The 20,330-nt window shown below is 68.9% G+C and carries 19 protein-coding genes; 7 read left to right on the forward strand and 12 right to left on the reverse strand.

Annotated features, from left to right (window positions below):
* Positions 1-2: 2 nt before the first annotated feature.
* Both AXA68_RS09690 and AXA68_RS09695 read right to left on the reverse strand, forming a co-directional pair.
* Positions 3-1,088, reverse strand: a complete 1,086-nt coding sequence (locus AXA68_RS09690) for a DNA topoisomerase IV subunit A (RefSeq protein ID WP_066415921.1) — start codon at positions 1,086-1,088, stop codon at positions 3-5.
* Positions 1,085-3,601 (reverse strand): DNA topoisomerase VI subunit B, encoded by a 2,517-nt coding sequence (locus AXA68_RS09695; RefSeq protein ID WP_066415928.1) that lies wholly within the window; start codon positions 3,599-3,601, stop codon positions 1,085-1,087. The genes AXA68_RS09690 and AXA68_RS09695 overlap by 4 nt, the downstream gene beginning before the upstream one ends.
* A 138-nt stretch (positions 3,602-3,739) precedes the next feature.
* On the opposite strand from AXA68_RS09695, the gene AXA68_RS09700 reads away from it, so the two are divergent.
* The 4 genes from AXA68_RS09700 (at position 3,740) to AXA68_RS09715 (ending at position 6,666) form a co-directional block, all read left to right on the forward strand.
* A complete protein-coding gene (locus AXA68_RS09700) occupies positions 3,740-4,207 on the forward strand; it encodes a desampylase (RefSeq protein ID WP_066418512.1) in 468 nt (155 codons plus the stop codon).
* Between the two features lie 235 nt (positions 4,208-4,442).
* Positions 4,443-5,387, forward strand: coding sequence for an agmatinase family protein (locus tag AXA68_RS09705; RefSeq protein WP_066418513.1), 945 nt, complete (start codon positions 4,443-4,445; stop codon positions 5,385-5,387).
* Between the two features lie 90 nt (positions 5,388-5,477).
* Positions 5,478-6,179: a YqjF family protein gene (locus AXA68_RS09710; protein WP_066415930.1), complete on the forward strand. Its 702-nt coding sequence runs from the start codon at positions 5,478-5,480 to the stop codon at positions 6,177-6,179.
* A 1-nt stretch (position 6,180) separates the two neighbouring features.
* Positions 6,181-6,666, forward strand: coding sequence for a thiol-disulfide oxidoreductase DCC family protein (locus tag AXA68_RS09715; protein WP_066415933.1), 486 nt, complete (start codon positions 6,181-6,183; stop codon positions 6,664-6,666).
* Positions 6,667-6,727: 61 nt separating this feature from the next.
* Here AXA68_RS09715 and AXA68_RS09720 read toward each other — a convergent pair whose 3' ends face one another.
* The 3 genes from AXA68_RS09720 to AXA68_RS09730 all read right to left on the reverse strand — a co-directional run bounded on the left by AXA68_RS09720 (position 6,728) and on the right by AXA68_RS09730 (position 9,086).
* Positions 6,728-7,630: a sensor histidine kinase gene (locus AXA68_RS09720; RefSeq protein ID WP_080505222.1), complete on the reverse strand. Its 903-nt coding sequence runs from the start codon at positions 7,628-7,630 to the stop codon at positions 6,728-6,730.
* Between the two features lie 121 nt (positions 7,631-7,751).
* Positions 7,752-8,456, reverse strand: a complete 705-nt coding sequence (locus tag AXA68_RS09725; RefSeq protein WP_066415938.1) for a type 1 glutamine amidotransferase — start codon at positions 8,454-8,456, stop codon at positions 7,752-7,754.
* A 36-nt stretch (positions 8,457-8,492) separates the two neighbouring features.
* Positions 8,493-9,086 carry a DJ-1/PfpI family protein gene (locus tag AXA68_RS09730; RefSeq protein ID WP_066415940.1) on the reverse strand — a complete coding sequence of 198 codons (594 nt, stop codon included), beginning with the start codon at positions 9,084-9,086 and terminating at the stop codon, positions 8,493-8,495.
* 285 nt (positions 9,087-9,371) lie between these two features.
* Between AXA68_RS09730 and AXA68_RS09735 the strand changes: the two genes are divergently transcribed.
* Both AXA68_RS09735 and AXA68_RS09740 read left to right on the forward strand, forming a co-directional pair.
* Entirely contained in the window at positions 9,372-10,445 is a 1,074-nt protein-coding gene (locus AXA68_RS09735; RefSeq protein ID WP_066415942.1) for a hypothetical protein, read from the forward strand.
* A gap of 50 nt (positions 10,446-10,495) precedes the next feature.
* The gene (locus tag AXA68_RS09740; protein ID WP_066415945.1) at positions 10,496-11,479 is read left to right on the forward strand and encodes an oxidoreductase; all 984 of its coding nucleotides are present in this window, start codon (positions 10,496-10,498) and stop codon (positions 11,477-11,479) included.
* A gap of 105 nt (positions 11,480-11,584) precedes the next feature.
* Here the strand turns inward: AXA68_RS09740 and AXA68_RS09745 are convergent, their stop codons facing one another.
* Complete coding sequence (locus AXA68_RS09745; protein WP_066415948.1) at positions 11,585-11,779, reverse strand: cold-shock protein; 195 nt, start codon at positions 11,777-11,779, stop codon at positions 11,585-11,587.
* A gap of 151 nt (positions 11,780-11,930) precedes the next feature.
* The gene (locus AXA68_RS09750) at positions 11,931-13,385 is read right to left on the reverse strand and encodes a M20/M25/M40 family metallo-hydrolase (protein WP_066415950.1); all 1,455 of its coding nucleotides are present in this window, start codon (positions 13,383-13,385) and stop codon (positions 11,931-11,933) included.
* Between the two features lie 272 nt (positions 13,386-13,657).
* On the opposite strand from AXA68_RS09750, the gene AXA68_RS09755 reads away from it, so the two are divergent.
* Positions 13,658-15,157, forward strand: a complete 1,500-nt coding sequence (locus tag AXA68_RS09755) for an MATE family efflux transporter (protein WP_066418514.1) — start codon at positions 13,658-13,660, stop codon at positions 15,155-15,157.
* A 19-nt stretch (positions 15,158-15,176) separates the two neighbouring features.
* Here AXA68_RS09755 and AXA68_RS09760 read toward each other — a convergent pair whose 3' ends face one another.
* The 5 genes from AXA68_RS09760 to acs all read right to left on the reverse strand — a co-directional run bounded on the left by AXA68_RS09760 (position 15,177) and on the right by acs (position 20,289).
* Positions 15,177-15,440: a hypothetical protein gene (locus tag AXA68_RS09760; RefSeq protein WP_066415951.1), complete on the reverse strand. Its 264-nt coding sequence runs from the start codon at positions 15,438-15,440 to the stop codon at positions 15,177-15,179.
* Positions 15,441-15,537: 97 nt separating this feature from the next.
* Positions 15,538-15,999 carry a universal stress protein gene (locus AXA68_RS09765; protein ID WP_066415953.1) on the reverse strand — a complete coding sequence of 154 codons (462 nt, stop codon included), beginning with the start codon at positions 15,997-15,999 and terminating at the stop codon, positions 15,538-15,540.
* 2 nt (positions 16,000-16,001) lie between these two features.
* Positions 16,002-17,726 (reverse strand): VC_2705 family sodium/solute symporter, encoded by a 1,725-nt coding sequence (locus AXA68_RS09770; RefSeq protein ID WP_066415955.1) that lies wholly within the window; start codon positions 17,724-17,726, stop codon positions 16,002-16,004.
* Positions 17,723-18,163 carry a DUF4212 domain-containing protein gene (locus AXA68_RS09775; RefSeq protein ID WP_066415957.1) on the reverse strand — a complete coding sequence of 147 codons (441 nt, stop codon included), beginning with the start codon at positions 18,161-18,163 and terminating at the stop codon, positions 17,723-17,725. Before AXA68_RS09775 ends, AXA68_RS09770 begins: the two co-directional genes overlap by 4 nt.
* 131 nt (positions 18,164-18,294) lie before the next feature.
* Positions 18,295-20,289: an acetate--CoA ligase gene (gene acs, locus AXA68_RS09780; RefSeq protein ID WP_066415960.1), complete on the reverse strand. Its 1,995-nt coding sequence runs from the start codon at positions 20,287-20,289 to the stop codon at positions 18,295-18,297.
* Positions 20,290-20,330: the final 41 nt, after the last annotated feature.

Genomic DNA, 20,330 nt, shown 5'->3' on the forward strand with positions numbered 1-20,330 from the left:
CCCTACGCCACGCCCATCTCCTCGAGCCGCTCGGGGAGGTACGTCTCGGTGACGAAGTCGAGCCCGCGGCTCGCGAGCGACTGCTGTTCGGACTTCTTGCCGACCTCGAGCTGGAGCTCGATCTGCTCTTCCCAGTAGTCCGTCTGGAACCGCGGGTCCTCGAGCTCGGACTCGAGGGCGTTGACGTCGGAGTCCGAGAGCGGATCAGACGGGAGGTCGTACTCGACGATGTCCGCCGGCTGGATCCCGATGAACCGCGCCTCCGGCGTCGCGAGGTACTTCGAGAGGTGCGCGGACTTGATCGACCCGTACGCGACGGAGCCGTAGATCCGGTACGACCAGGGGTCGCCGTCGGTGAACACCACCACCGGTAGGTCGAGCTCGTCGTGGAACCGCTTCGTCAGCCGCCGGGTCGCGCGGGCGGGCTGGCCGCCGAGGTGGACGATCAGCGCGTCGTACGCCTCGTCGAAGCCGTTCTCGACGAGCCGGTCGCGCATCCCGCCGGTCTCGACGCAGAGGACGAACTCGGCGTCGTTCTCGAGGAACTCGATGGTGTCGGGGTTGTTCGGGATCTGGTAGCCGCCCTGTCCCACGTCGAGCTGGCAGTGGATGTCGCGGTCGCCGCGGTTGGTCTGCTCGCGGAGCCGCAGCGGGCCCATCACCTTCGCGCCCGACTCCTCCGGGCGCATGTGGAAGTCCTCGCGGGTCGCCCCCGTGACGATCTCGAGGTCCTCGACGAGGTCGTTCGACTCGTCCTGGCTCGAGAACTGCGCCTCGTCGTTGTTCCACGACTCCGAGAGGTAGTACAGCTCACGCAGCGTGGATGAGCGGTCCTCGTCGAGCTGTTCGGCGAGGAACTCGATGGTGTAGGCGGCCTTCAACAGCTTCCGCGCGCCGTTGACGGAGTTCGCGCTCCGGACCGACGTGCGGTCGCCGTAGGTCCACACCCCGCTCTCCTCGTCGTACTCGATGTTGCTCTTCGTCCGGGTCGGCAGCTCCATCTCCGGGATCTCCCCGGCGGCGAACTGGTCGTAGAAGTCGGCGGCCAGGTCGATGAGCTGGTCTCGTGCGTCCGTGTTCGTCGTCATTCGTTCACCGTGAGTTTCTCCGTCTCGACGCCGCCGACGCTGATCTCGAAGTCGGCGTCGCCGTCGACGCTGTATGTCAGTTCCCGCTCGTCGCCCGAGGCCACCTCGGGGTTCCACTGGACGAACCACTCGCCGTCCATGTCCACGACCGTTCCCTCCGAGACGTCGGTCGGCTCGGCCGAGACGATGTCCGTGATCTCCAACTGCTCGTTCACGTCCGAGTGGTTCTCGACGACGAGCCGGACCGTGCCGTCCTCGCGTTCGCGCTCGACGCTGACGTTGTTCATGATCCGCGCCAGCGCGCCGTCGATGTCGGGTCGCGGGCGGCCGGTCACCTCCGACACCTTGTCGGCCATCTCCGGGAGGATGCGGCCGAGCACGTCCTGTTTCTCCCGGCGCTGTTGCATCGAGCGCCGCCTGTTGAGGTACGACTTCAGCTCGCGGGCCGCCTCCCGGACCGCGAGCTCGATCTCGTCTTCGATCGCGGGGACGTTCGCGATCGCGTCCTTCGACTCGCTCGTGAACGGGACGTTCGTCGACGCGACGTGGATCGATATCACCGCCGGGCCGTTGGGCATCCCCGAGCCGCCGGGCTGGTCGAGCCCGTAGTTGCGCCAGCCGATGGTGCGGATCACGTCGGTGGTCGCGCACGCCCCGCGCTGGTAGACGAGCGGGACGCGGTTCGCGAACCGCAGGAGCTCGACGGAGCCGTCCGCGGGGATCTCCCCGCCGTAGGCGATCCCGGCCTCGACGATGAAGGGGTCGCCGCCGTGGACCTCCGCGTCGCGGGTGGCCGCCGCGTAGAAGTCGGCGTCGTACTCCTTGCGGAGCCCGGCCTCCACCAGTTCGGCCGTGATCGGCGCGAGACAGTCCGTCGGCGGCGCGAGGATGTCGGTGCCCCGCATCGCCTCGAGGAGGTCGGCCGCGGCGTCGCGGTCCCCCGCCACCTCCCGCACCTTCGGCGGGTCGTCCGGGACGGTCCGCGCCCGCGACCAGACCGCCTCGACGACGTTCTCGCGGGCGGTCTCGCCGAACGTCGCGTCGTGCTGTTCGGCGACGAAGTTCGCCGCGTCCGCGACGAGCCGCTCGAGGTCGTCGCGGGCGATCCGGAACGCGTCCCCCTCGAGGTCCGCGACCCGGAAGGCGAGCGCCTCCGCCATCGCCCGGATCGCCGCGTCGTCCTTCCGCGTCGAGGTGGCCTCGTCGACGAGCGCGTACAGGTCGGCGGCGATCGGGGAGTCGCCGTCGGCGCTCGCGTCCGCCGAGTCGGGGTCGTCGGTCGCCTCCGCCGAGCCGGCCGAGTCGGCGTCCGCCGGGTCCGCGTCGTCGGCGTCGCCGACGCCGGCGATCACCCGCCACGCCGCCGTCGTCGCGTTCTCGCGCACCGTCGAGCCGAACGTCCGGCCGGTGTCGTCCTCGACCGCGTCCGCGACGTTGCCGACGATCGCCTCGAGTTCCGAGCGGGAGAGGCGGTCGTTTTCGGCCACCGTCTCCGCGACCCCCTCCGCGAACGCGCTCGTCGCGGCCGCGCCCTTGTTCGCGACCGCCGCCTCGATCGCGTCCGCGACGTCGTCGTTCGTCGCGCCCGTCACCGTCGACCGGGACGAGGGCGGCGACCAGGCCAGCTCCCGGCCGTAGTGGCGGTCGCGGAACGCGTCGACGACCGAGTCGGCGGTCTTCTTGCCGACGCGCGTGAACTCCTCCTGGAGGAACCCGGAGATCGAGTACGACTCCGTCGCCTCCAGCATCTTGATGAGCGCGCCGAGCTCGACGCCGTGCGGGTGCGGCCGGATCTCCTTCGTCTCGGCCGGCAGCTCGTCGGTCGCGCGCTCGAACTTCCAGGGCTCGTCGAGCCCCGGCTCCCGCAGCTCGATCCGGGCGTGTGGGTTGACGACCGCGGTGTGTTTCACGTAGTCGTGGAGCTGCGAGCGCGCCCGCATGTTCGCCTCCATCTCCAGCTCGATCCGCGTGCCGTGCGGGCGGTCCCAGGAGGTCGTCTCGTCGACGCTGATCTCCGGTTCGTTGGTGTCGGTGTCGATGATCAGCTCGAAGTACTGCGCCTCCGACTGCCCCTTCGGCCGCGACGTGATCCTCGCGGGCTGGCCGGACGTGAGCTGGGAGTACAGCACGGCCGCGGAGATGCCGATCCCCTGTTGACCGCGGTTCTGCTCTCGCTTGTGGAACCTCGAACCGTACAGTAGCTTCCCGAACACTTTCGGGAGTTGCTCTTTCGTGATCCCCGGTCCGTTGTCCTCGATCACGAGTCGGTAGTAGTCGCCGACCTCCGTGATCTCGACGTAGATGTCGGGGAGGATCCCGGCCTCCTCGGTCGCGTCGAGGGCGTTGTCGACCGCCTCCTTGACGGCGGTGACGAGCCCGCGAGCGCCCGAGTCGAACCCGAGCATGTGTTTGTTCTTCTCGAAGAACTCGGCGATGGAGATCTCGCGCTGGCTCTCGGCCAGCTCCTCCGCGATCCCCTCGTCCTCGCCGAGGCTCGACTGGAAGGACGTCATTCGGTGCCCGTACCTTTCGCCGATGGGGATAAAAACGAACCGGCAGCGAGGTGAAAGTGGAGATCCGGTCGATCCCGGGCCGCTCGGGCCGAACGCGGCGGGGAGAGGTTTATCCCCCGGTCCGTCGTGATCCCGACCGTGATCGAGTTCACCCGGGCGGCCTACGACGCCGTCGTCGACCACGCGGTCCGCGGCGGCGACGCGGAGGTCTGCGGCGTGCTGGCCGGCGAGCGCCTCGACGAGGACGCCGGCGGCGGGGGCGACGGCGACTTCGCGAACGACGCCCGCGACCGGAGCCTCGTCACCGAGATCCGCCCGACCGAGAACGCCGCGGAGACGCCGGAGACCCGCTACCGGATCGACCCCGAGGAGGCGGTCGCGGTCGTCGAGTCGCTCGAGAGCGACGGGTACGAGGTCGTGGGATTCTACCACTCGCATCCCGCGGGACCGGCGCGGCCGAGCGGGATGGACGTCGCGCGGGCGACGTGGGTCGGGTACTCCTACGCCATCTGCGCGCTGGACGGCCACCCGTTCGTCGGGTCGTGGCGCTGGCGGGGCGAGGAGTCGGGATTCGACCGGGAGACGGTCGCGATTCGAAGCGAGTGAGCGCCGGCGCGAACGTTTAATTGGGGACGATGCGACTGCCTACGGGAGCCGCACGCTTCGCGGTCCGACACATGACACACCACGCATATCGCACGACCGAGCCCGCCCGCAGCGACGCGAGAACCGACGACGGCAAGGAGACGAGCGACGACGCCGGGGAGGTCCGACGAGCGTGACCGACCCGACGAACCGGGCCGCCGACTTCCGGGAGTCGACGCCGGGTGCGGACGTCGAGATGGCGTACGCCGGGCTCGACACGTTCCTCAAGGGGGAGCCGCGGGCGGTCGACGACCTCGACGACGTCGACGTCGCGGTCTTCGGCGTCCCGTACGACGGCGCGGTCTCCAACCGGCCGGGCGCGCGGTACGGACCGGGCGCGATCCGCGAGGCCAGCGCGTGGTGGGCGTACCTCTCCGAGTACAAGGGCGCGCTGACGAACATGCGGACCGGCGACCAGGTCGACTTCGACGAGTTCTCCGTCGCGGACGTGGGCGACGCTCCCGTCTTCCCGATGGACCACGAGACCACCGCCGAGAGCGTCACCGCGCACGCCGCGACGCTCGCCGCGCGGGCGTTCCCGGTCATGCTCGGCGGCGACCACTACTGTACGTTCCCCGCGTTCCGCGGCTTCCTCGAGGGATCCGGCCACGACAGCGTGGGCTTCGTCCAGATCGACGCCCACACCGACACGGTCTCGGAGAGCCCCGTCTTCGGCACCGACTTCCACGGGTCGAGCACCGCACGGATCGCCGAGTTGCCCGGCGTCGAGTACGACTCGGTCAGCCAGGTCGGGATCCGCGGCTACGAGTCGCCCGACTTCTTCGAGTTCGCCGACGAGACCGGGCTGAACCTGTTCACGATGAACGACGTCGACGAGCGCGGGATCGGTCCCGTCGTCGCCGACGCGGTCGAGGCCGCCGCGGAAGGCACCGACGCGGTGTACGTCACGTTCGATGTCGACGCCGTCGACCCGAGCGTCGCGCCCGGAACCGGAACGCCGTGTCCGGGCGGGCTGACCTCGGGGCAGGCCTTGGAGACGATGGAGGTGCTCGGCGCGCACGACGCGGTCGGGGCCGTCGACCTGATGGAGGTCGCGCCGCGATACGACGCCACCGAGGGGACCGAGCGGCTCGCGGCGTACCTCCTCGTCACGTTCCTCGAGCGGAAGTTCGCCCGGTGAGGCGGGGTCGAGGTCGTGGTCGCGGAGGCGGGGACGATCGCCGTCCGCCGCGGCCAGAAGGTATTTTCCTCCGCGCCGCCGAGTTTGACCATGGTTCTCCCGTTGGAGATGGGGTGGCGACACCTGCTGTTCGAGAGCTGGCCGGTCGACGCGGACCGGCTGGCGGAGCACCTCCCCGAGGGGTTCGAGCCCGACGAACACGACGGCTCGGCGTGGCTCTCCGTGATCCCCTTCACCAACGTCGACGTGCGCCCGAAGGGGGTCCCGCGCTCGCTCGGCGTGCGGCTCCCGGAGGTGAACGTCCGGACGTACGTGACCCGCGACGGCGTGCCGAGCGTCTACTTCTTCAGCCTCGACGCGCAGGGGCTCGCGAGCGTCGCCGGCGCGCGGCTGTTCCACCACCTCCCGTACTACTACGCCCGGATCTCGCTGGAGTGGGCGGACGGCAGGGTGGCCTTCGACGGCCGCCGGCGACACCCCGGCGACCGCCCCGCCCGCTACGAGGCGACCTACTGGCCGACCGGCGAGCCGTTCGCGGCCGGCGACGACCCGCTCGCCGAGTTCCTCGTCGAGCGCTACCGCTTCTACACCGAGGCCCCCGACGGGTCGGTCCGGCACACCGACGTGCGCCACGACCCATGGACGCTGTACCCCGCGGAGGCGAGCGTCGAGACGGACACGCTGCTCCGGGCCAACGGGTTCCGGCGGCCGGAGGCGGAGCCCGTGCGCTACTACAGTCCCGGTCTGGACGTGACCGCCTCGCGGAGCGAGCGGTCGGGGGAGGTGAACTGAGATGGCCGCGGAACCCGACGAATCCGACGACCCCGCCAACCCCGAGGAGTCCGCCGAGTCCGATGTCCCCGCTGAACCCGCCGACCCACCCGAGACGCCCGTCGTCCTGTTCGACGGGGTCTGTAACCTCTGTAACGGAGTCATCCAGTTCCTGATCCCGCGCGATCCCGAGGGCCGCCTCAAGTACGCCGCGCTCCAGTCGGACGCCGGCCAGGCGCTGTTGGAGCGCCACGACTTCCCCACCGAGGAGTTCGACTCGTTCGTCCTCGTGGAGGGCGAGAGGACCTACACCAAGTCGGGGGCCGCGATCCGGATCGCGGAGATCCTCGGCTGGCCCTACCGGATCGCGGGGGTCGGGCGAGCGATCCCGCGGCCGATCCGCGACCGGCTGTACGAGTTCGTGGCGGACAACCGGTACGACTGGTTCGGACGGAAGGACCAGTGTATGATCCCCGACGAGGACGTCAGCGACCGGTTCCTGTCGTAGCCGTCTCGTGCCGACCCCGCCGCGGGCGGGACGGTCGCCTGTGGATGGGTCGATCCGTGGGCTACGTCGAGTCGGGTCGTCGAAGCGTGAGCGTGACGGTCGAACCGACGCCCGGCTCGGTGTCGAACGACGTCTCCCCGCGATACTGGTCACAGACCCACTTGACCAGCCAGAGGCCGATCCCGCTCCCGTGTGCCAGCGGCGTTTCCCGCCCGCGCTCCAGGGCCTCGAGTTCGGTCTCGGGAATACCGGAGCCGTTGTCTCGTATCTCGATGCGGACGCGATCCGCCGTTTCGTCGATCGAGACGGTTATCTCCAGCGTCTCCAGGGGATCATCGTAGTGTTCAACCGAGTTCTCCAACACCTCGCTACAGGCGTATCTCAGGGAGGGACCGGCCATGGCAACGCACCGATCGGGAACGTCCGTCTCGATCGAAACGGGACTCGCGACCTGCTCGATCGCGCCCTCGACGAGGGGGATCACGTCCACCGGTTCGGGAACCGTCTCGTCCAGCTGGAGCCCGTCGAGCGCCCGCACCTTCTCACTCATCACGAGCAGGTCGTTCGCGGTTTCTTCGGCCGTACGCAAGCATTTCTTGGCCTCCGTATCCGTGATCGACTCGCTCGCCAGCTCGAGGTTCCCGGAGATGATGTTCAAGTCGTTGCGGATGTTGTGTCTCAGAACCCGCTGTAACACCTGGCTCTCCTGTGACCTGGCTTCCATCTCGTTTCGGGTTTCGACTAACTGTCGTTCACGGTACCGCAAGAGCACGTAGACCAGCGTTCCGGAGACGAGAACGAACGCGGCACCTTTGACCGATTGGATGACCGTGGAGACCGGGTCGGGGTCGGCGACGACGGCGACGAGCTGGTCCGACAGCAGTATCCACAGCATGCCGAAGGCGAGGTAGATGGCCACGATCCGACGGGCTGACAGCCGTGGAATCCGGCTCCGGTCATCCATGACGGAACCTCCGGTACGCGTTTCTGGAGAAGTGTCATAAAGTATTTTGTCAACGAGTGACAGGGAAGCAGAACGCCGATCGAACCGCCGTGGCGGGCTCACGGGCGCGTTCGCGGTGTCCTCACTCCGGCGTCTCGATCGCGCCGGCGATCTCGTCGCGTTCGTCCGCGCCGGCCACCAGCCGCTCGAAGTTCTCGAAGACGCGCCCCGGCGTGACGTTCGCGAAGGAGAACTCGCGTTCGTCCCAGTCGCCCCCCTCCCGGATCGCCTCGCGGTGGTCGGCCTCTATCTCCGGATGGAACTGGACGGTCCACAGCGGCGCACTCCGGTGGCGGGTGCCGAATATCCGGGCGTGATCGGCCGAGGCGATGGCCTCTAATCCGTCGCCGAGTTCGGTGACCGCGTCGCCGTGGAGGGCGACGACGACCGGGGCCACTCCGTCGAAGAGCGGGTCGTCGTCGAGTTCCGCCTCGACGAGCGCGTGGGTCGTCCCGACCTGCTCGACGGTCCCGCCGAGCGCCGAGTTCACGACCTGGTGGCCGAAACAGACGCCGAGCGTCGGGATCCCGCGGTCGACGAGTTCGCGGACGAGCTCCTCCTCCTCGGCGATCCACGGGCGGTCCTCGGCCTCGTAGACGCCCGCGGTGCTCCCGGTGAAGACGACGCCGGCGGCCTCCTCGACCGGGACGCGCTCGCCAGCGACGAAGTCGATCTCGGTCGCCTCCGGGAACCACGACGCCAGCGCGTCGCAGTGGTACTCCCGGTCGGGGTTCGGCTCGTTTCGGACGACGAACAGGGTCTTGCCGTCGGCGCGGGTGGAACTCATGGTTATTGGGTATCGGTACCGCGGGGGCTTAAATCGTCAGTCGTCCGCGGCCACCGCGGGGTCGCCGTGGGAGATCTCGTCGCCGAGGAGGTCCATGAACTCGGCGAGCCACTCGGGGTGGTCCGGCCACGCCTGCCCGGTGACGAGGTTGCCGTCGCGGACGACGCCGTCGACCCACGAGCAGCCCGCGGCCTCGACCTCGGGACGCACCGCGGGGTAGGCGGTCATCTCGTAGCCGTCGAGGACGCCCGCGGCCGCGAGGATCTGCGGGCCGTGACACAGCGCCGCCACCGGCTTGTCCGCCTCGAAGAAGTGTCTCACCGCGTCGAGCACCTCCTCGTGGGTCCGGAGGTACTCCGGCGCGCGCCCGCCCGGAACGACGAGCGCGTCGTAGTCGGCGGGATCGACCTCGTCCATCGTCGCGGTCAACTCGAAGTCGTGGCCGCGCTCCTCGAGGTACGTCTGGTCCCCGCGGAAGTCGTGGATCGCCGTCTTGACCCGGTCGCCGGCCTCCTTGTCCGGACAGACCGCGTCGACCCGGTGGCCCACCGCTTGGAGCGTCTGGAACGGGACCATTATCTCGTAGTCCTCGCCGAAGTCGCCGACGATCATCAGGATCTCCTTCGTCATTGTCGACCGATGATACGTCGGGAACCATCATAAGTCTTTAACGAACGATCCCGCACACCGGCCGTGCCGCCGGCATCGACGGACTGAGTGTGAACGGCGGGACGGGACATCCGACGGTCGAGATCGACGAGATCCGCCGAAACTCACCGAACTCCGTTGAGTTCGGTCGTTTCACTCCGGATAACAGTGTTTTCATCCAATACGTTCATATAGTTTCGGAAAGTCGACGTGTGTTGTACGGTAACTGGTTACACTGTCGTAACCGGGCCGACAACGGGGGGATCCATGAACGAGGACCACACGAGCGACGAGTCGGATCGTCAGCGAACCACCGGACGGCGGAGCTTCGTTCGCGCCACGGTCGCCGGAACCGCCCTCGTCGGCGGGTCGGGCGTCGTCGCGGGACAACCGGGAAATTCGGGGAATGCTTCCGGAGGGAAGGGCGGCGGAAACGGCAACGGCGGCGGAAAGGGATTTCCGCCGGACGGGATCACCGAGTACGGAGACAGCGTCGATCTCGGCGACGGCGAGGTGCGCACCTTCACGACGGAGACGCCGTCGGGGAACCCGAAGTACCACGGCGTCGAGTTCGATCGGTCGGCGCTCGAGGGGTTGCCGAGCGCCGACGATCTCGAAACGGCCGACAACCGGGACGAGACCGACAAGTACCGCGCCGGTGGGCAGGCGACAAAGGTCCATTTCAAGCAGTCCCTACAGTTCTTCGTCCCGTTCCCGGACGCCGAGGAAACGCCGTTCACGTTCCTCGGACTCAACTGGAATCCGGGTGGCCACTACGGCGGGGCGGGTGCGTGGCTCAAGCCGCACTTCGACGTCCACTTCCATATGCTCGACCCGGCGACGGTCGATTCCATCGAGGGGCCGGGACTCCCGCCGTACGACACTGGCGAGGATTACGAGCCCGAAAGCCCGGAACCGGACCCCGACGGAGAGGTTACGGAAACGAACTTCGATTCCGATCAGCTTCCCGAGGGATACGCGCGGTCGCCCGAGCCGGTCGCCGATCAGCGATACATCACGGATATGGGCGAGCACACGGCCCCTGCGGACGCGCCCGAGCTCCCGGACGCACCGGGGGAACCGGGGGATCCGGAGGCCTTCGATAACACTCTCATCCAGGGGTTCGTCGCCGACGCCGAAACGTCGCGACTGGCGTTCGTCGAGCCGATGATCACGCGCAAGTTCCTGCGCGACCACTCGGGAACAGAGAACTACGACGTACCACAGCCGGAGGAGTACCCGTACGACGAGCCGACCCACCATCCGACCGGCTACAGCGTCCGCGACGTCCCCGCGAAGGACGCCGTCGTCGTGACCATTCAGGACTTCGAGGAAGTCTGACTCTCTCCTCCCGCCGACAGCTTTCTTTCCGTGGCTCCCGTCGATCGCCCATGACCGACTGGACTCCCGCGGACATGCCCGACCTCGAGGGAACGACGGTGGTCGTGACCGGAGCCAACAGCGGCCTCGGCCTCGAGGGGACGCGCGCGTTCGCCCGGAAGGGCGCGACCGTCGTGATGGCGTGCCGGAGCGTCGACCGCGGGGAACGGGCGGCCGCCGAAGTTCGGGAGTCGTCGTCGGCCGACTCCGATCTCGACGTCCGCGAGTGCGACCTGGCGTCGCTCGACTCGGTCCGGTCGTTCGCCGAGGGGCTCGCCGCCGACTACGACGCGGTCGACGTGCTCTGTAACAACGCCGGCGTGATGGCGATCCCGCGGAGCGAGACCGAGGACGGCTTCGAGACGCAGTTCGGCGTCAACCACCTCGGCCACTTCGCGCTGACCGGCCGGCTGTTCGACCTCCTCCTCGCGGCCGACGGGGTCGACGGAACCGCCCGCGTCGTGACGCAGTCGTCGGGAGCCCACGAGCAGGGCGAGATGGACTTCGACGACCTCAACTGGGAGAAGTCGTACGGGAAGTGGAAGGCGTACGGCCGGAGCAAGCTCGCGAACCTGCTCTTCGCCTACGAGCTCCAGCGCCGGATCGACGCGGCCGGGGACCTCGGCGTTCGGAGCGTCGCCTGCCACCCGGGATACACCGACACGAACCTCCAGCTGCGCACCGCCCGCGAAAGCGGGAATCCCCTGTTGAAGGTCGGGATGCGGCTCGCGAACGCGGTGCTCGGTCAGGACGCCGCGGTCGGAGCGGAGCCGATGCTGTACGCTGCGACCGCCGACGCCGACGGGGGCGCGTACGTCGAGCCGGGCGGGTTCATGAACATGCGCGGCCACCCGACGGTCGGACGGTCGAACGACGCCTCCTACGACCGCGCGGACGCCCGCCGGCTCTGGGAGTACTCGGTCGAGGCGACGGGCGTGACGTTCCCGTTCCGGGAGGGGGACGACGAGACCGTCGAGGCCGTCGACGACGCCTGACGGCTCAACGTTCCCGTCGCCTTGGTCGGCCGGCACCGCCGCTGGCGAGGATGATATACGCAGGACGCGTTTCGCGGGCTGTCCGAGCGGTCGTCGTACCGCCGCTTACAGTCGAGTGAGGTTCTTCGCGCGCGGACCCTTCTCCGCCTCCTCGATGTCGAACTCTACCTCCTGGCCTTCCTCGAGGTCCGGGCCGCCGACGTCCTCCATGTGGAAGAACACGTCCTCGTCAGCGTCGTCAGTCTCGATGAATCCGTAACCGCCGGTGTCGTTGAAGAAGTCGACCTTGCCTGTCGCCATCGCGACCGTATAGAGGCGGAACCGGGCAATAAGTGTTTGGTGTCGAAACCGGCATCGGCGGCTCGTGCCCGATTCGACCGCCGATCCCACCGATCCGCGATCGGCGACTCGGGCTACTCGCCCTCGACCGAGCGTCGCCCTTCGGCGAGCGTCACCTCTCGGCGATCGCCCGGATGACGCGCGCGCTCGTCCGGATCCCGTTCTCGAAGCAGTCGACGTCGAGGTGCTCGTTCGGCGAGTGGTTCCCCTGGTCGTGGTTGGCGTACGGGACGACGAGCACGGGCACGTCCGCGAGCGCCTCCACCTCCCGGAAGTAGGCGGCCGGAAGGCTTCCGCCCAACACGGGCAGCTCGACGGCGTCCTCGCCCCACACCGCCGCGAGCGACTCCCGAACCGGGTCCGCCATCGGCGTGTCGACCGGCGTCTTCATCGGCGGGAACGTCCCGTGTTTCGCCACCTCGACCCGCGGCTCGCGCTCGCGGAGGTGGTCCCGAACCGCCTCGAAGACCGCGTCGGGGTCCTGGTTCGGAACGAGCCGGAAGTCGAGCTTCGCCGACGCCCGCGCCGGCAGGACGGTCTTCATCCCCTCGCCCTGGTAGCCGCCGGAGAGGCCGTTCACCGTCATGCTCGGCCGGGTCAAAAGCCGCTCGTAGTAGGGGTCGTCGGTGACGAACCGGTCGACGTCCAGCTCCTCGCGGATCGCCTCGCTGTCGTCCGGAATCCGGGCCACCAGCTCGCGGTCCGCGTCGGTGATCGCGGTCCCGTCGTGGAAGCCGTCGACGGCGATCCCGTCGCCGTCGTCCGCGCGCATCGACGCGAGGAGTTCGACGAGCCGGTTCGTCGCGCCCGGCACCGGTCCGCCGAAGTTGCCGGAGTGGAGGTCCGTGTTCGCCGTCCGCAGGTCGACCTGGATGGAGAGCACGCCGCGGTTGCCGTACATCAGCGTCGGCACGCCCGTCCGGACCCCGTCGTCGCCGGCGACCGCGTGACGGGGTCCGTCGGCGACGTACACGAGGTCGACGTCGGCGAGTTCGGCCGGCTGGCTCTCGAGGTACTCGCGGAGCCCGGCGCTCCCGCTCTCCTCGCCGCCCTCGACGAGCAGCTTCACCGTGGCGTCCGGGAACGCGTCGGCGGCGACGAGCGCGTCGACCGCGAAGGCGTGGGCCGCGAACTGTCCCTTGTTGTCGCCCGCGCCGCGGGCGTAGATGGAGCCGTCCCGGACCGTCGGCTCGAACGCCGGCGACTCCCACGCGTCGACGTCGCCCGGCGGCTGGACGTCGTAGTGGCCGTAAAACAGGACGGTCGGCGCGTCGTTTCCGACAGCGTCCCCGTCGTCGCCGGCGCTCTCCCCGCCCTCGGGCCCGCGTTCCGCGTAGACGACGGGATACCGCTCCGTCTCGATCCGCTCCGCGTCTAGTCCGGATCCCTCGAGGACGTCGATCACGAGGTCGACGGCCGCCTCCATCCCCTCGCCGGTCGTCGAGACGCTCGACTGGGCGAGCAGGTCGAAGAGCCGGTCCCGATACGTCTCCACCCGGTCGTCTATCGTCGCAGCGAGCGCGTCGTTCGCGTCCGATTCCCCGCCGTCCGCGCGCTTCTCGACCATGCCGACCCCGACGGCGGCCCGGGTGGTCGTCCTTGCGGTCGCGGCACCCGTCTCCGGGAGGTGAGCGAGGCCTCGGTCGCTTCGCTCCCTCTCCGAACCGCCATGCTTCGCGGGTCGCTCCGCTCTCCGCTCCGCCACGAGGCCTCGGTCGCTTCGCTCCCTCGGCCTCGCTTACCTCGCTTGCCTCGCCCGCCGCCTCCCGAAAGGTTAGGTCCGGAGGGGCCCAGGCTTCGGACGGGATCCCCGTGGGAAACGACGACGCCAGGGTCGACATGACGACGGGAGCCATCTCCCCGAAGCTGTTCGACCTCGCGTGGCCGCTGGTGCTCGGCAACCTCCTCCAGACGCTGTACAACCTCGCGGACATGTTCTGGGTGGGGCGCGTGAGCACCGACGCCGTCGCCGCCGTCTCGCTCATGTTCCCCCTGTCGTGGCTGTTCGTCTCCACCGCGATGGGGCTCACCGCCGCGACGATCGCCCTGGTCTCCCAACACGTCGGCGCGGGCGACGACCGACGCGCGGACGAGATCGTCGGCCAGACCGTGTTGCTCGCGGTCGTCGTCTCCGTCGTCCTGGCGATCGTCGGCTTCCTCGCGCGCCACCGACTGCTCTACTGGATCGGCGCGCGCGACGCGGTGTTCACGGAGTCGCTCGCGTACATCGAGGTGATCTTCCTCACGCTGCCGCTCACGTTCCTCTTCTTCGCGTTCCGCGCGTCGCTCCAGGGCGCGGGCGACACCCGGACCGCGATGTGGCTCGTCGCCATCTCCGCCGCGCTCAACATCGTCATCGACCCCGTCTTCATCCTCGGGTGGGGACCGGTCCCCGCCATGGGCACCCGCGGGGCCGCGATCGCGACGTTCATCGCCCGCCTGTTCGCGACCGCGGTCGGGATCTGGATCCTGCTCCGCGGCGACTGGGGCGTGAAGCTGTACGTCCGCGACCTCATCCCGAACCCGGAGATCCTCCGGAAGCTCATCGACGTGGGGTACCCGGGGACGCTCGACGGCTGGGCCCGGTCCTTCGCGGCCGTCGCGATGGCGGCGCTCGTCGCGCGGTTCGGCCCGGCCGCCACCGCGGCGTACGGCATCGGCGTCCGGCTGATGTCGATCTCGTGGGGCGTCGCCGGCGCGGTCGGGCAGGCGACCGCGACCGGCGTGGGCCAGAACCTCGGCGCGCGGACCCCCGAGCGCGCGGCCGCCGTCACGCGCGCGGCCACCGCGGGCACGATGGGGCTGCTCGCGGTCGCCGGCGGGCTCGTCTGGGTCTTCCCCGGCGTCGCGATGGGCGTCTTCGTCGACGACCCGGCGACGATCGCGGAGGGGATCGGCTTCCTGCGGATCGTCGCGCTCTCGTGGGCCTTCTTCGGCGGGCTGATGGTGATCCAGGGCGGGTTCCGCGGCGCGGGTCACACCAAGGCCGCGATGGCGCTGTCGCTGCTCTCGCGGTGGATATTCCGGATCCCCGTCGCCGCGTTGTTGGCGTTCGGGACCGTGAGCCTCACCCTCGGCGGGTTCGCCGTCGGTCCCCTCGCCGTCCCCGCGGTCGAGGTCGGCTACACGGGGCTCGGCTGGGGCGTCGAGGGGCTCTGGTGGGCGTACGCGACGGCCGCGGTCGTCTCGTTCGTCCTCGGCGCGGCGTGGTTCCGGCGGGGAACGTGGACGGAGGGCGTCGTCGACGGGTCCGAGAGGGCGACGGTTCCCCCGGACGCGGACGCCGCCGGAGACGGCGAGGAGGGTCCCGAGACGTCCGCCGAGACGCTCGACGATTGACGATCGAAAACTGGACGCGCTACCGCTCTCTCGCCGCCTCCAGCGAGATGAAGAAGCCGAAGTACGCCGGAATACCGCCGATCATCGCCAGGTAGAACGCCCACTTCGGCGCTCCGACGAAGACGTGATCGAAGAGCAGCGAGACGACCGTCACCCACGCGACCGCGAACACGAGGTCCTGGAACATGCCGGTCCGGTTCTCGCTGACGTGCGATCTGAGGCGGTCGACGAGGGCGTTCTCCTCCGAGTCATCGATCGGATCGGTCGGGTCGGTCTCGGTCATGGGTGAGCGTGTCGGTCGGGATACGTCGGCGTTCCGGAAACGGAGCGGTGCGGGGTCGTGACGACGGCGCGCCGGCCGGTCCGGCGCGGTCGGGGTTTCAGTCCTCCTCGAGGTAGTCGACGACGAGGACGGGGACGTGCGTCGAGCGCAGGGTGCGCTCCGTGACGCTCCCGAGGAGCGCACGCCGTACGCCGGCGCGACCGTGGCTCCCCATGACGATGAGGTCCACCCCGTTGTCCTCGGCGTAGCTCGCGATCACCTTGTGCGGGCGGCCGCCGGAGACGTGTTCGACCACGTCGACGTCGCGCTCCGCGCCGCGGTCGGCGACCACGCCGGTCGCCTCGTCCGCCTGCTCTTTCAGCTCCTCCATCTCGTCGAACCGTCCCTGTTTGAGCCGGTCGACCTGTTCGGTTCCGAGGCTGAAGTTCACGGAGTCGATGTCGACCACGTACAGCGCGTGGACCTCGGCGTCGTACTTCTCCGCGAGGTCGAGCGCGTGATCGACGGCGGCCTCCGCGACGTCGCTACCGTCCGTGGGAACGAGAATGCGTTCGTACATGATCACTCCTCCGTGGCCGCGTCGTCAACTGTGTGGCCCCCGTCCGTCGCCATCTCCTCGCCGCCGTCGGCGACGACGTCCTCGGCGGTCTCCTGTTGCCCCATCGGTTCGGGGCTGTGACACTGCCGGACGATCCGCTTCGTCTCCAGCGACGGCTCGTCGGTCGCCATCGAGACGACGATGGTGACGGCGAACACGACGGGGAGCGTGATCAGCGCCGAGCCGATGGCGGGCATCCACTGGGCCAGCCCCGCCGACAGCGGCGCGTCGAGCGAGCCGATGTACGTCGGGACGATCTGGTTGATCATCGGGATCGACCAGAGCGTCAGCCCGGTCGTCATGCCCGCGAGCGCGCCCTGCCGGTTGGCGTTCTCCCACCACATCCCCAGGAAGAACATCGGGAACAGGACGGAGCCGGCGAGCGAGAACGCGTACCCCACGAGCGCGGCGATCGACGACGCGGGGTTGAGCGCGGCCAGCGTGGTCAACGCGCCCAGCGCGACGATCGACAGGCGGCCGACGAGGATCTGCTGGCGCTGCGTCGCGTCCTCATTGATGATGTTGGTGTAGATGTCGTGGCTGATGGCCGACGAGCCGGCGATGAACAGCCCGGCGACCGTCGCGATGGCCGCCGCGATGCCGCCCGCCGCGACGATGCCGACGAACCAGTCCGGGAGCCCCGACAGCTGCGCCGCCAGCACGACGATGACCTCGCTGGCCGCGCTCGACATTCCGGGGTCGCCGTACGTCGCGCCGACGTTCTGGCTGTACAGGTCCGTCCCGAACGCCGCGAACGCCGGGGCGCTCCAGTAGAGGATACAGATGAAGAAGAGGCCCCACACGGTCGACCAGCGGGCCGTCCGCTCGCTCTCGACCGTGTAGAACCGGACGAGCACGTGCGGCAGCCCGCAGGTGCCGACGATCAGCGAGAACGTCGTGGCGACCCAGAGGTAGTAGCTCGAGGAGGCGAACGGCTCGGAGAACTCGCTGCCGAGCTCGCTTATCAACATCCCGTACTCGAGCTGGGGCAGCACCGTCGAGTAGCCGTTCGTCCAGCCGACGACGAACAGTCCGACGACGAACGCGAGGATGAGGATGACGTACTGGACCGCCTGGTTCTTCGTCGCGCCGAGCATGCCGGACAGCGTCAGGTAGCCGACGGTGACGACCATCATGGCGACCACCATCACCTGGTACCCGTCCAGGCCGGGGATGAGCCCGCCGTAGTCGCCGAAGATGTACAGCCCGACGAGCGCCATCCCCTTCGCCTGCCCGATGGCGTAGACGAAGCCGATGAGGAACGTCGTCACCGCCGCGATGGCGCGCGCGGTGTCGGAGTTGAACCGGTCGCCGACGAAGTCCGGAGCCGTGTACTTCCCGAACCGGCGCAGCTGCGCGGCGAGGAAGATGAGCAGGATGAAGTACCCCGTCGTCCAGCCGACGACGAACACGAGCCCGTAGAACCCCGCGAGCGCGATGGACGCCGCCATCCCGAGGTACGAGGCGGCGGACATCCAGTTCGCGCCGATCGCCATCCCGTTCTCGACGTTCCCGATGGACCGGCCGGCGACCCACATGTCGTCGGTGTCGGCGACGCGGAAGATGAAGCCGATCGTGAGGAACAGTCCCAACATCCCGATCACGAGGATCGCCGGGCCGATCTTGAACGAGATGTCGAGCGCCTCCGGAAGGAGGTCGCTCTGGAGGAGGAGGGAGCTCCCCGTCATTCGTCGGATCCCCCGTCGGTCGCCGCGACGTCAGCCCCGCTCGGGGCGTCCGCTTCGGTGCCGTGGTCGATCCCGTACTTCTCGTCGAGCGCGTCCCGCTTGCGCGAGTACCAGAACGCCAAGATCAGCGCGCTGGTCGGCGCGCCGAACGCGACGAGGAAGTAGTGGAGCGGGAAGCCTAAGATCGGCATCTGGCTCGTCATCGGGCCGGGCGCGATCCGCGTCAGCGTCACGGGCCCCCAGATCGCGAGGACCCACACGGCGAACCCCGTCCAGACGATACGGAGGTGATCGCGCATGTACGGCGTGCTCGGGTTGAGGATGTTCACCTCCGAGCCGAGGTAGTCGGTCTCCTTGTGTGCCTGTGCGGCTCCGGTCGCGACGCCGCCGTCCGTCTCGGGGGCGTTCGCTCGGTCGTGGGTGTCGTTATCTGTCATGACGTGGTCCGTTCGGTCTCCGCGGATGGTCGTCGTGAATCGGTGATCGGTCGTCCGTAGTCGGTAATCGGTAGTCGGTGATCCTCGATCGCGAACCGGTCCGGAAGGTCCGGCCGGAGCGGGGAGGGCGCTCAGTCGTCGGCCGCCTTGGCTTGGATCTCCTCGACGATCTCGGGGTTACGAAGCGTGCTGGTGTTGCCGATCTCCTCGCCGTCGGCGATGTTCTCGAGCAGGCGTCGCATGATCTTCCCGGAGCGGGTCTTCGGGAGGTCGGGGCTGAACACGATCCGCTCGGGGCGGGCGATCGGGCCGATAGCGTCCTCGACGCCCGCGACGATCCGCTCGCGGAGGTCGTCGTCCCCCTCGTAGCCGTCCTCCGTGATCACGTACGCGTAGACGGCCTCGCCCTTGATGTCGTGGTTGCCGCCGACGACGGCGGCCTCGGCGACCCCCTCGACGCCGACGATCGCCGACTCGATCTCCATCGTCCCGAGCCGGTGGCCGGAGACGTTGATCACGTCGTCGACGCGGCCGAGCACGGTGATGTAGCCGTCCTCGTCGATCTTCGCGCCGTCCTCGGGGAAGTACACCCAGTCGTCGGGGTCGTCGCTGTCGGTGTCGGAGTACTCCGCCCAGTACTCCTCGATGAACCGCTCGTCGTTCTTATAGAGGGTCCGCAACATCCCCGGCCACGGCTTCTGGACCGTGAGGTAGCCGGCCTGTCCCGGCTCGATCTCCTCGCCCGCCGTGTCGAGGATCTGTACGTCGAGTCCGGGGAGCGGCGGCCCGGCGGAGCCGGGTTTCATGTCCTTGACGCCCGGCAGCGTCGTGATCATCATCCCGCCGGTCTCCGTCTGCCACCAGGTGTCGACGACCGGACACTCCTCGTCGCCGATGTGCTTGTAGTACCACTTCCAGGCGCGCGGGTTGATCGGCTCGCCGACGGTTCCGAGCAGCCGGAGGCTGGAGAGGTCGTGGGCGGCGGGGTACTCCGAGCCCCACTTCATGAACGCGCGGATCGCGGTCGGCGCGGTGTACAGCTGGGTCGCCTCGTACTCCTCGATGATCTCCCAGAGGCGGTCGCGGTCGGGGTGATCCGGCGTCCCCTCGTACATCATCGTCGTCGTGCCGAGCGCGAGCGGCCCGTACACGATGTAGGAGTGTCCCGTGATCCAGCCGATGTCGGCCGAACAGAAGTAGGTGTCCTCGGGCTTGATGTCGAGCACCGCCTGCGAGGTCCACGAGACCCACGAGAGGTAGCCGCCCGTCGTGTGTTTCACGCCCTTGGGTTTCCCGGTCGTCCCCGAGGTGTACATCAGGAAGAGCATGTCCTCGGCGTCCCGCGTCACGGGCTCGACCTCCGCGCCGGCGTGCGCCTCGACGAGCGCGTCGTAGTCGTGCTGGTCGTCGCCTAGGTCGTGGCCGAAGTCGTCGTCGTTGGGACCGAGCCGGTCGACGACGATCGTCTCGGTGCCGTGCTCGACGTCCTCGAGGCCCTCGTTGGCCTTCGAGAGGTGATCGAGCGGGTCGCCGCGGCGGTAGTAGCCGTCACACGTGACGAGGTACTCGGAGTCCGCCGAGTTCATCCGGGTCGCGAGCGCCTCCGCGGAGAACCCCGCGAAGACGACGCTGTGTGGCGCGCCGATGCGAGCGCACGCCAGCATCGCGACCGGCAGCTCCGGGATCATCGGCATGTACATCGTGACGACGTCGTCCTCCTCGACGCCCATCTCCCGGAGCGCGGCCGCGAACTCGTTGACCTCGCGGTGGAGCTCCTCGTAGGTGTACGTCCGGTCCTCCTCGTCGACCGGCTCGCCGACCCACTCGATGGCGGCCTCGTCGCCGCGCTCGTCGAGGTGTCGGTCGAGGCAGTTCGCGGAGGCGTTCAGCTCGCCGCCCGTGAACCACTCGTAGAACGGCGGGTCGTCGTCGTCGAGCACGCGGTCGTACTCCGTCTCCCAGTCGAGGAGATCGGCCGCCCCCTCCCAGCACTCCGGCCAGTTCTCCTCGAACTCCTCGTAGATCCCGGGATCGCTCACGTTCGCCCCCGATACGAAGGAGTCGGACGGCTCGAACACCTCCTGTTCCTGTAGCCGTGCTTCCAGTTGTCCGTCGTCCTCGGTCATGGGTACGATCGTATACACCGAACACCCCTACATAAACAACC

Source organism: Halorubrum aethiopicum (assembly GCF_001542905.1).
Classification (GTDB): domain Archaea; phylum Halobacteriota; class Halobacteria; order Halobacteriales; family Haloferacaceae; genus Halorubrum; species Halorubrum aethiopicum.

What these genes read in the sequence shown, in the direction of transcription:
- AXA68_RS09690 (WP_066415921.1), bottom strand. Translation starts at nt 1,088, where the DNA reads ATGACGACGAACACGGACGCACGAGACCAGCTCATCGACCTGGCCGCC.
- AXA68_RS09695 (WP_066415928.1), bottom strand. Translation starts at nt 3,601, where the DNA reads ATGACGTCCTTCCAGTCGAGCCTCGGCGAGGACGAGGGGATCGCGGAG.
- AXA68_RS09705 (WP_066418513.1), top strand. Translation starts at nt 4,443, where the DNA reads ATGGCGTACGCCGGGCTCGACACGTTCCTCAAGGGGGAGCCGCGGGCG.
- AXA68_RS09710 (WP_066415930.1), top strand. Translation starts at nt 5,478, where the DNA reads ATGGTTCTCCCGTTGGAGATGGGGTGGCGACACCTGCTGTTCGAGAGC.
- AXA68_RS09715 (WP_066415933.1), top strand. Translation starts at nt 6,181, where the DNA reads ATGGCCGCGGAACCCGACGAATCCGACGACCCCGCCAACCCCGAGGAG.
- AXA68_RS09720 (WP_080505222.1), bottom strand. Translation starts at nt 7,630, where the DNA reads ATGGATGACCGGAGCCGGATTCCACGGCTGTCAGCCCGTCGGATCGTG.
- AXA68_RS09725 (WP_066415938.1), bottom strand. Translation starts at nt 8,456, where the DNA reads ATGAGTTCCACCCGCGCCGACGGCAAGACCCTGTTCGTCGTCCGAAAC.
- AXA68_RS09730 (WP_066415940.1), bottom strand. Translation starts at nt 9,086, where the DNA reads ATGACGAAGGAGATCCTGATGATCGTCGGCGACTTCGGCGAGGACTAC.
- AXA68_RS09735 (WP_066415942.1), top strand. Translation starts at nt 9,372, where the DNA reads ATGAACGAGGACCACACGAGCGACGAGTCGGATCGTCAGCGAACCACC.
- AXA68_RS09740 (WP_066415945.1), top strand. Translation starts at nt 10,496, where the DNA reads ATGACCGACTGGACTCCCGCGGACATGCCCGACCTCGAGGGAACGACG.
- AXA68_RS09745 (WP_066415948.1), bottom strand. Translation starts at nt 11,779, where the DNA reads ATGGCGACAGGCAAGGTCGACTTCTTCAACGACACCGGCGGTTACGGA.
- AXA68_RS09750 (WP_066415950.1), bottom strand. Translation starts at nt 13,385, where the DNA reads ATGGTCGAGAAGCGCGCGGACGGCGGGGAATCGGACGCGAACGACGCG.
- AXA68_RS09755 (WP_066418514.1), top strand. Translation starts at nt 13,658, where the DNA reads ATGACGACGGGAGCCATCTCCCCGAAGCTGTTCGACCTCGCGTGGCCG.
- AXA68_RS09760 (WP_066415951.1), bottom strand. Translation starts at nt 15,440, where the DNA reads ATGACCGAGACCGACCCGACCGATCCGATCGATGACTCGGAGGAGAAC.
- AXA68_RS09765 (WP_066415953.1), bottom strand. Translation starts at nt 15,999, where the DNA reads ATGTACGAACGCATTCTCGTTCCCACGGACGGTAGCGACGTCGCGGAG.
- AXA68_RS09770 (WP_066415955.1), bottom strand. Translation starts at nt 17,726, where the DNA reads ATGACGGGGAGCTCCCTCCTCCTCCAGAGCGACCTCCTTCCGGAGGCG.
- AXA68_RS09775 (WP_066415957.1), bottom strand. Translation starts at nt 18,163, where the DNA reads ATGACAGATAACGACACCCACGACCGAGCGAACGCCCCCGAGACGGAC.
- acs (WP_066415960.1), bottom strand. Translation starts at nt 20,289, where the DNA reads ATGACCGAGGACGACGGACAACTGGAAGCACGGCTACAGGAACAGGAG.